The organism is Collinsella sp. LCP21S3_C7, assembly GCF_052118485.1.
GTDB lineage: Bacteria > Actinomycetota > Coriobacteriia > Coriobacteriales > Coriobacteriaceae > Collinsella.
Window position 1 is genome coordinate 1 of record NZ_JBQKHC010000030.1, and the last position, 9598, is coordinate 9598.

A 9598-nucleotide genomic window follows, 5' to 3' on the forward strand; every position below is an offset into this window, starting at 1 on the left:
CACGAGGAGGCGCCAGGTTAAACTGAAGGGACTGACCCCGGAGGAGTTCCGGAGACAGTCCCTTGCGGCGTAGTTCTTATTTAAGCCGTCCAAGTTTTGGGGTGCAGTTCACACTACGTGCGGCGGGGGTTCTTTCGTCCTGCGGAGTGCGCCTGGGTGTGGGCTCCATAAGGAGCTTGGCCCTAGTGACCCCGCGCAGTTCTGTAGGAAAACCGCGCACCAGGAAGAGGTGCGTGCGCGGTTTTCCGGTTGCCGCTCGCCTGGGGTGGGACGGGGCGTACATTTTTGGGAGTTTTCAGCAGCTGGGTGCGCATGCATACGGGATTTTGGGCGAAAGTCAGGCGCCGTGAGCCGTATCCTGTAGAAAATGAGTGATCCCTGAGGTGCTGAGGGCTCAGAATCAGGGTTTTCAACGCGGTTTTGTGGGCCCGTTCCTGTTCCTTTGGGCTCCAGGATGCTGAAAACTCCAAAATTTGCACGCCGCCCACTGGGGTACCTGTGGGCAAAAAGCAACCGTCCAGCCGAAGTATGCATTCGACGGGACGGTTTATGCATATACCTGATTAAGGATACGCTGCGGATCTGTTAGAACTTGACGGTCGGTGCCTGGCGGGCAGCTTCGACGGCCTCGAAGCCCTGGCGCTCCTTAAACTGGAAGATGCCGGCAAAGATAACGGCCGGGAACGTCTGGATGGCGTTGTTGTAGCTGAGCACGCAGTCGTTGTAGCTCTGGCGCGCGTAGCTCACCTTGTTCTCGGTGTCCTCGAGCGTAGCCTGGAGCTGCATAAAGTTGGTGTTCGCCTTAAGGTCGGGGTAGGCCTCGGCCACGGCAAAGAGCTGGCGCAGTGCACCGGTCAGCACGTTATCGGCTTCCATTTTGGCCTCGGGGGTGGTGGCGCTTACGGCGGTGTTGCGCGCGTTGATCACGGCGGCGAGCGTGTCCTGCTCGTGCTTGGCGTAGCCCTTGACGGTCTCGACCAGGTTGGGGATCAGGTCGTTGCGGCGCTGCAGCTGCGTGTCGATGTTCTGCCAGGCGTTATCGATGCGATTGCGCTTGGTAACCATGTTGTTGTAGATGCCAGCGATGGCGCAGACGATCACAACGACAACAACGATACCGATGATGACGGGGGGAAGCATGATGTCTCCGTTTCGAATGGCAGCGGCATTTTGCGCCGGCCGTTGTTGGTATAACGTATCTAGTATACCCGCAACCTTTGGCGGTGCCGAACTTTCCGGTAAGCGTTTTGTTTCAACCAGGGAGGGGGCGCCAATATCGAACGGTTGGTACAGGTGTAAGATATGCGACAAATTACGGAATGCTGTCTACGCCTTGAGGATGGCGATACGGATGGACCTTCGCATCAAGAAAACCTATCGTGCCCTGTTCGACGCCTTTACCGAGCTTTTGGAAGAGCATCGGTTTGAGGATTTGACGGTTGCCATGCTTTGCGACCGGGCCCTGATTCGCCGCACGACGTTCTATAAGCATTTTCGCGATAAAAACGATTATTTTGCCTTCTATATCGATGAGCTTATGACGGGCTTGCCGCAAAACCAGACCGACGCAGCGGACGCGGAGCCGCTTGTGGATGTACAGGCGCTTCGCCATGAGGTCTTTGACGATGCCATGAATATGGTACTGGCGCATGAGCAGCTCATGGATAACCTTTTGGCGAGCAGCATGTCGGGCATGCTGACCGGCATGATTTGCGACCGCATCGCGCATTCCATCCGTGAGCGTGTGATGAGCTCGCTTGCCGAAGACGCCCTGGCGCCCGTTTCGCTCGAGACGACATCGGAATTTATCGCCGGTGGCATTATTCGAGTGTTCACAAATTGGTGGGAATCGGGCCACGATCTTGAGCGTCGACCCGAGATGGCCGACGTGGTCGATGCGCTGTTTGAGCGCACCATGACGCCGGTGAATCACTAAGGTGGCGGAGAGAGGGGGATTCGAACCCCCGGAACGCTCTCGCGCTCAACGGTTTTCAAGACCGCCGCATTCAACCGCTCTGCCATCTCTCCGTGAGTCGTAATGATAGCATCGTTTTGAATTTGCAACAGGGAAGGCGAACGATGACGATCACCGAAATCGACGAGAAGTTCATGCGCGAGGCGCTGGCGGAGGCGCGCGCCGCTGCGACAGTGGGCGAGGTGCCGATTGGTGCTGTGGTGGTGCGTGCGGGCGAGATTGTCGCGAGGGCGCATAATCGCCGTGAGCTCGACCAGGACCCTTCGGCACATGCCGAGTTTTTGGCCCTGTGCGCCGCCGCTCAGACGCTTGGGCGTTGGCGCCTTTCCGATTGTACGGTCTACGTGACGCTCGAACCCTGCTGCATGTGCGCGGGGCTTATGGTTAACGCGCGCGTGGGGCGTTGCGTGTATGGTGCGGCCGATGCCAAGGCGGGCGCGGTGGGCTCGCTGTATGACCTCAATGCCGATTCGCGCCTGAACCATCGGTTTAATGTGACCGCGGGCGTGCTGGCAGACGATTGCCGCAGGGTACTGAGCAGCTATTTTAGTGGGCTGCGTGACACCGATGGTGCTGTCTGCGGTTGTGGGGCCGATCTTGAGGCGCATGTCGCTCATGCCAAGGCACTTGCGGGTGTTGGGAATCTCGCCGACGAGACGCTCAACTTTGGTCCTGTGCAGCGCCGGCCCCGCCGTGTGCTGTTGGTGATCGATTCCTTTAAGGGCAGCGTTTCGAGCGCGCAGGCGGAGGCGGCCGTTGCCGAAGGCGTGTTCCAGGTGTGGCCCGATGCCGAGCTGAGCGCTTTGCCGCTGGCAGATGGTGGCGAGGGAACGCTCGATGCCGTCGCCGCGCGCGGCGGCGAGCTTTTGACCTGCGAGGTTGCAGGGCCCTTGGGCGATCGCGTGTCTGCCCGGATGCTGGTGGACGGCGAGCACGAGTCGGCTGTAGTTGAGATGGCCGAGGCGGCGGGTATTGGGTATTCGCCCTGCACGGAATCGGCGGCGCTTGCGGCTTCGACCTATGGCGTGGGCGAGCTCATGCTTCGCGCGGTCCGTGCTGGGGCAAAGACTATCTATATTGGCTTGGGCGGCAGCGCTACCAACGATGGCGGCGCCGGTATGCTGCAGGCGCTGGGCGCGCGTGTGGTCGATGATCAGGGCTGCGATGTCGCCCCCGGTCTTGCGGGCCTTGAGCAGGTAGCGAGCGTTGATTTGGCGTCGGCGCTTGAGGTACTGGGCGGCGTGCGTGTCGTGGTGCTCTCCGATGTCGAGAACCCACTCGTGGGGCGTCGCGGCGCGCTTGCGGTGTTCGGTGGACAGAAGGGTCTGCCGACGGGGGATGCCGAGGCCCTGGGCAAATACGACGGATGGATGGTCGGCTATGGCCGCCTGCTCGATGCGGCGATTGCTAGGGCGCGGGCTCAGGGGTTGTTGCGCACACCCGAGGGCGCACGGGCATTTGGCTCGGTGCTCGGCGTGCCCGGCGCGGGCGCGGCGGGTGGCTTGGGTGCCGCACTGCTGGCGCTCGGCGCCGAGTTGCGCTCGGGCGTGGAGACGGTGCTCGACCTCGTGGGGTTTGACGAGCGCGTGCGCGATGCCGACCTGGTCATAACGGGAGAGGGCAATATGGACGAGCAATCCGCCGCCGGTAAGGCGCCGGTGGGCGTGGCCCGTCGTGCGAAGCGATATAGCAAGCCGGTGGTCGCCGCCGTAGGCGGTCGTGCCGACAGCTTGGATGCGGTGTATGGACAGGGTATCGACTTGGTTCTGCCGGTCTGCCGCAGACCCATGCCCCTTGACCAAGCGCTCGACCCCCAGGAAGCCACAACCAACCTCATCTGTGCCGGCGAGGCAGCCGCTCGAGCCTACGACCTCGGCCGTATTCAAGTTTATCCAGGCAAGTTTCAATAAGTTGCGGTGGAATAGTTCCTGTTTTTGGCCTTGGCCGTAAAACAGGAGCTATTCCACCGCAACTCAAAAGTAGTCTTTTTGGCCCCGTCCCAAATTAGCTACCTTGCCCCATCGGGCAGGAGCGGGTAAGATATACCGAGCGCCAAGCGCGCTCGATGGGTTCGGATGACGACATGTTCCGAATCTGGTCAGGTCCGGAAGGAAGCAGCCATAAGGAGCCTCTGTCGGGCATCCGAATCCATCGAGCGCACGGGCGCTTTTTGGTGCCGCGATGCGGTCCCGGTGCCGGCGGGCTGTTTGGTGTCTCGCTGGTCCTCGGCTTTGCCTGCGGGATCGCTCGACTACCAAACAGCCCGCCGGCACCGGGACCACTTCGTCCAAAAATCACCCGTAGAGGGCGCATTTATCTGAAGAATTGAATCCCGTGTCTTGCGGCGCTTGCTGGCGTTGCCAAAACATCGGCTGCTACATGCCTTGGGCGCTAGTGACCGTCGCCCTTACATCTGTAACGAGTTGCTTACGCATCTCCAGGGCTCGCCGTACTATCATGAATCAGATTGAAGAGAGATGATGATAGGGAGCGCCTTTTTATGATTGAGCTGCTCAGGCGTTTTGGTGGTAAGTTTCGCCGGTATATGGTGATTGGCCCTGCGTGTAAGTTGATCGAAGTGATCTTTGACCTACTTACGCCGCTCGTGATTGCCCAGATGATCGATAAGGGTATTGGCGCACGCGATGTCAACGCCGTCGTCCACTACGGTATGGTGCTCGCCGCCATGGCTGTGATCGGCATCTCGTTTACGCTCGTCTGCCAAAAGATGGCGGCGCTCACCTCGCAGGGCATGGGCACCGACATTCGCGGCGCGCTCTACCAGCACATCAATAAGCTGGGTTATGCCGAACTCGATCGCTTTGGCACGCCGTCGCTCATCACGCGCATCACCAACGACGTCAACCAGGTGCAGCTTGCCGTGGCGCTGGGCGTGCGCATGCTCATCCGCTGGCCCTTCCTGGCGGTGGGCTCCATGTGCGCGGCCCTTGCCATCGACTTTAAGCTCGGCATCATCTTCTTGATTTGCACGCCCGCCATCGGCTTGGTGTTTTGGTTTGTCATGGCGCGCTGCATTCCGTATTACAAGCAGCTGCAGGCAAAGCTCGATCGCATCGCGCTTATCTGCCGCGAGGGCCTTTCGGGCGCCCGTGTGGTCCGCGCCTTTGTGCGCGAGGATCACGAGCGCGAGCGCTTTGCCCTAGCCGCCGATGAGCAGGCGCATGTTGCCATCGCGGTGGGCAAGCTCTCATCAATCCTTAACCCCGTCACGTTTTTGATGATGAACCTGGGCGTGTGCGCCATCCTGTGGGTGGGCGGCATCCAGGTCAACGTGGGCGAGCTTACGCAGGGCCAGGTTATGGCGTTCGTCAACTACATGACGCAGACGCTCACCTCCATCGTGTACGTCGCCAACCTGGTCGTAGTCTTTACCAAGGCGAGCGCCAGCGCGTCGCGCATCAACGAGGTGTTCAATTGTGAGCCGAGCATCACCGATGAGGGCAACCAGCCGGTCGCGCTGCCCAAGCCGAGCGAACTGGCGGGTGGCGCTGTTCCAGTTCCCGCACTGAGCTTTGATCATGCGAGCTTTTCGTTTGGCGCGGGCGCTGCCAACGCCGTCAACGATGTGACCCTGGAGCTGCCGGTGGGCAAAACGCTCGGCATTATCGGCGGCACGGGCAGCGGCAAGTCCACACTCGTCTCGCTTATCCCGCGCCTGTACGATGCGAGCGCCGGCAGCGTGAGCGTGATGGGCGCCGACGCGCGCACCTGGCCGCTCGACCAGCTGCGCCACGTGGTCGCGACCGTCCCGCAGCGCGCGTCGCTGGTGAGTGGCACCATCCGCAGCAACCTGACCTGGCGCGACGAGGCGGCAACCGACGAGGAGCTGTGGGCGGCGCTCGATATGGCGCAGGCCAGCGAGTTCGTACGCAACAAGCCGCAGGGCCTCGATGCCCCGGTCGAGGCGGGCGGCAAGAACTTTAGCGGTGGCCAGCGCCAGCGCCTGACCATCGCACGTGCCTTAGTGGGCTCGCCGCAGGTTCTGATTATGGATGACTCCGCCTCGGCGCTCGACTTTAAGACCGATGCGGCGCTTCGCCACGCCATCCGCGAGCGCAGCATGCGCGGTGCCGCCGAGGGCGGGCTGCCGCTGACGACCATCATCGTGAGCCAACGTGTCTCGACTGTTCGCGATGCCGACATGATCTGCGTACTCGACCACGGCTCGGTCGCGGGCTTGGGCACGCACGATGAGCTGTATGCAAGCTGCCAGCTCTACCGCGAGATTTGCCAGTCGCAGCTTCGCCGCGAGGAGCTCGAGGGTCAGCAGGGGAGTACGGCGCCCACGCCCGCTCCAAGCCCCGCGTCCGCCTCAGGCGCCCCGACCGCCCCCGCATTCGTCTGCGCAAAGGAGGGCTGTTAAATGAATCCCTACACTTCCTCCGGTTCGGTCGCCACGATGACGGCCAACGTGTCCGGCAACGATAACCTCAACGACCTGGGCGACGGCCCGCGCCAGCCCGGCGATCCCGAGCGCTATCCCGTGGGCGCGGTAACTCGCCGCCTGCTGGGCTATGTTCGTCCGCACCGCATTTCGTTTGTAGCGTCGTTTGTGAGTGCCGCCGCTTCGGTGATCCTGCAGCTCTACACGCCCATCCTCGTCGGCGAGGGCATCGACCTGATCGTCGCCGCCGGGCAGGTGGACTTCGACGCGCTGCTGCAGCTTGTCACCAAGCTCGCGATTGTCGTCGTAGGTGCTGCGGCTTTCCAGTGGCTGCAGGGCTACTGCGTCAACCGCCTGTCCTACGAGACGGTGCGCGACATGCGCGTGGAGGCGAGCGACAAGCTCAGCCGCATGCCGCTCAGCTTTATCGACAGCCATGCCCACGGCGACCTTATGGGCCGCGTGGTTAACGACGTCGATCAGGTGGGCGATGGCCTGCTGCAGGGCTTTACCCAGCTTTTCACCGGCGTTATCACCATTGTGGGCACGCTCGCATTTATGCTTTCCATCAACCTGGCCATGACGCTCGTGGTGGTGCTCGTCACGCCGCTTTCCATTTTTGCAGCCGGTGCTATTGCCAAGCTCTCCAACAAGAGCTTTACGGCACAGCAGCGCATCCAAGGCCAGCTCGGTGGTCATATCGAGGAATACGTGGGCGAGCAGAAGCTTGTCGACGCCTTTGCCTATGGCTCCAACGCGCAAGCGAGCTTCGATGCCCTCAATGCCGAGCTCTACACCGCGGGCGAGCGCGCGCAGTTTATGGGTTCGCTCTCCAACCCCGGCACGCGCTTTATCAATAACATCATCTATGCCGTGGTCGCTGTGATCGGCTGCGCGGGCGTGATCACGGGCGTGCCGGCGGCGCTTACGGTGGGCGGCGTGCAGATCTTTCTGTCCTATGCTAACCAGTACACTAAGCCGTTCAACGAGGTCACCAACGTTATTACGCAGATCCAGGCGGCGTATGCCTCGGCGCGCCGCATGTTTGTGCTGCTCGATGCGCGCGAGCAGGAGCCCGACGCGTCGGACGCTATAGAGCTTGCCGCACCGCAGGGCGAGGTCGCCTTTGAGCATGTGGACTTTAGCTACGTGTCCGACCGCAAGCTGCTGCAGGATATCTGCATCGAGGCCAAGCCCGGCATGCGCTTTGCCCTGGTCGGCCCTACGGGCTGTGGCAAGACAACGCTCATCAATTTGCTGCTGCGTTTCTATGATATCGATGCCGGCCGCATTGCGGTCGATGGCCGTTCCTTGCGTGACTACACGCGCGCAAGCCTGCGCCGTGCCTTTGGCATGGTGTTGCAGGATACATGGCTGTTCGAGGGCACGGTGGCAGATAACATAGCCTACGGCTGTCCCGATGCCACGCGCGAGCAGGTTATCGAAGCTGCCAAGCGCGCGCATGCGCACAAGTTTATCGTGCAGCTGCCGCAGGGCTACGACACGGTGATTGGCGAGGACGGCGGCACGTTTAGCCAGGGTCAAAAACAGCTGCTGTGCATCGCGCGCGTCATGCTCACCGACCCGGCGATCTTGCTGCTGGACGAGGCGACCTCGAGCATCGATACCCGCACCGAGCTGCAGGTACAGGCGGCATTCGACGAGCTCATGGCCGGTCGCACAAGCTTTGTGGTGGCGCACCGCCTGAGCACCATTCGCAACGCCGACTGCATTCTGGTGATGCGCGACGGCGAGATTATCGAGCGCGGCACACACGACGAGCTGCTGGCGGCAGACGGCTTCTATGCCGATCTTTACCGCAGCCAGTTTGCCCAGTAGGGGCCACCGATTAGCGGCCGGTGGTTTACATCTGTCACGTTGGTACTAAGATATTCATCTAATAAATTGCATTAGTGGCTTTAGTTTTGGGGGAAACGAGGCAACGTGACTATGACGTGCTCTTTGGTGGTTAACAGCAAGAGCGGTAATACCAGGATGGTTTCGGGCGCGATCAAGCGCGCTCTGCAGGCTGCGGGTGTTGAGTTTGTCCATGCCGCGGCGTTGAGCGACGATGCGGATGCAGATCAGGTTGCGCTCGAGGCGCAGGGCGCCTGCGCGGCCGACACGGTGCTCGTCGGTTTTTGGTGTGACAAGGGCGCGTGCACGCCTTCGGTCGCGGCGTTGCTCTCCACCTTGCACGGCAAGCGCGTCTTTTTGTTTGGCACCTGCGGTTTTGGCGCCGACCAGAGCTATTATCAGCAGATTATCGATCGCGTGACCTCCAATTTGGCCAATGATGCCGAGCTTGTAGGTTGGGCGATGTGCCAGGGCAAGATGGGCCCTGCGGTCAAGCAGCGCTACGAGGCCATGCTCGAGCAAGATCCCGACAACGCCCGCGCTAAGTTGCTGCTCGACAACTGGGTTGCCGCTAAGGACCATCCGACCAAGGAAGATCTGGACAACATAGCGGCAGCCGCCAAGAAGGCCGTGCTGGGCGAGTAGGTCTATCGCTGCCGCGCGTGCGAAATAATACAGAAGAAAAAGCCTCGAAATCCGAGGCTTCGGTAGTTTGTGTGACAAGGGGCTAGCCTAGGCAGCAACGCTCTTCGCTCCCTTCACGCCCTTCTTCCTCGCCTTCACCGGGCGACCCGGGAGCTGGGGCTGGCAGTCGCCGCACCTGAGCATGAGCAGGGCCACGAGGTTGTCGGTGTTGCGGAAGCCGTAGCCCATCCTCACCGTCACCTTGATCTTGTTGTTGATGGCCTCTACGCGCCCGTTGCTGATGCCGAGCTCGACTGCGGCGATGATGTCGTCGCGCCGGCGGCGCACCTTCTTCTCCACGGCGACGACCTTGGCGATCTTGCAGTAGGCGGCCCTGTGCATCCAGTCGTCGAGCAGCTCGGCGGCCTCGGAGCCGTCGGCTGCCCGGAAGACGGCCCGCAGGTCCTCCTTGAGCTCCCAGGCCCTGACCAGCCGCGAGCCGGCCCTCTTCTTGAGCGCCTCGAGCCTCGCCCTCTGGCCGTCGGTGAGGTCCTTGTTAGCGCTAATCTAAAATTGACCACTTTCGCAAACGCATCTCGCCGAATGCGCTAACGCGCTTTCGCCGGCCCCGCTAACGTACTTTCACCAACTGCGCTAACGGAACTATGCTCCGATCGGGTATCCGACCCGGGAGGAGCGGGATATGGAGCGAAACGTAATGGGAGAGCTGAACGTCT

General features: G+C 61.4%; 8 protein-coding genes, 1 tRNA gene and 1 other RNA gene. 7 read left to right on the forward strand and 3 right to left on the reverse strand.

Features of this window, described 5'->3' with window-relative positions:
* Window positions 1-73: IS3 family transposase (locus ACTQ1E_RS08425; protein ID WP_441015707.1), on the forward strand; the 73-nt coding region annotated here is incomplete at its 5' end.
* 512 nt (window positions 74-585) lie between these two features.
* On the opposite strand, the gene ACTQ1E_RS08430 is transcribed toward ACTQ1E_RS08425, so the two are convergent.
* A complete protein-coding gene (locus ACTQ1E_RS08430) occupies window positions 586-1140 on the reverse strand; it encodes a LemA family protein (RefSeq protein ID WP_441565827.1) in 555 nt (184 codons plus the stop codon).
* A 211-nt stretch (window positions 1141-1351) separates the two neighbouring features.
* Between ACTQ1E_RS08430 and ACTQ1E_RS08435 the strand changes: the two genes are divergently transcribed.
* Window positions 1352-1936 (forward strand): TetR/AcrR family transcriptional regulator, encoded by a 585-nt coding sequence (locus ACTQ1E_RS08435; RefSeq protein WP_427747789.1) that lies wholly within the window; start codon window positions 1352-1354, stop codon window positions 1934-1936.
* A 2-nt stretch (window positions 1937-1938) separates the two neighbouring features.
* Here the strand turns inward: ACTQ1E_RS08435 and ACTQ1E_RS08440 are convergent.
* Window positions 1939-2028, reverse strand: a tRNA-Ser gene (locus ACTQ1E_RS08440).
* Between the two features lie 51 nt (window positions 2029-2079).
* Here ACTQ1E_RS08440 and tadA point away from each other — a divergent pair.
* From tadA to bilS, 5 genes are all read left to right on the forward strand, one after another.
* A complete protein-coding gene (gene tadA / locus ACTQ1E_RS08445; protein ID WP_441565829.1) occupies window positions 2080-3885 on the forward strand; it encodes a tRNA adenosine(34) deaminase TadA in 1806 nt (601 codons plus the stop codon).
* A 152-nt stretch (window positions 3886-4037) separates the two neighbouring features.
* Window positions 4038-4133: signal recognition particle sRNA small type (gene ffs, locus ACTQ1E_RS08450), an RNA gene on the forward strand.
* Window positions 4134-4475: 342 nt separating this feature from the next.
* Window positions 4476-6359 (forward strand): ABC transporter ATP-binding protein, encoded by a 1884-nt coding sequence (locus ACTQ1E_RS08455; protein WP_441565831.1) that lies wholly within the window; start codon window positions 4476-4478, stop codon window positions 6357-6359.
* A complete protein-coding gene (locus tag ACTQ1E_RS08460; RefSeq protein WP_441565833.1) occupies window positions 6360-8219 on the forward strand; it encodes an ABC transporter ATP-binding protein in 1860 nt (619 codons plus the stop codon).
* A gap of 111 nt (window positions 8220-8330) precedes the next feature.
* Window positions 8331-8882, forward strand: coding sequence for a flavodoxin family protein BilS (bilS, locus tag ACTQ1E_RS08465; RefSeq protein ID WP_441067895.1), 552 nt, complete (start codon window positions 8331-8333; stop codon window positions 8880-8882).
* An 87-nt stretch (window positions 8883-8969) separates the two neighbouring features.
* Here the strand turns inward: bilS and ACTQ1E_RS08470 are convergent, their stop codons facing one another.
* Window positions 8970-9428, reverse strand: a complete 459-nt coding sequence (locus tag ACTQ1E_RS08470) for an ISL3 family transposase (RefSeq protein WP_441565835.1) — start codon at window positions 9426-9428, stop codon at window positions 8970-8972.
* Between the last annotated feature and the right edge of the window lie 170 nt (window positions 9429-9598).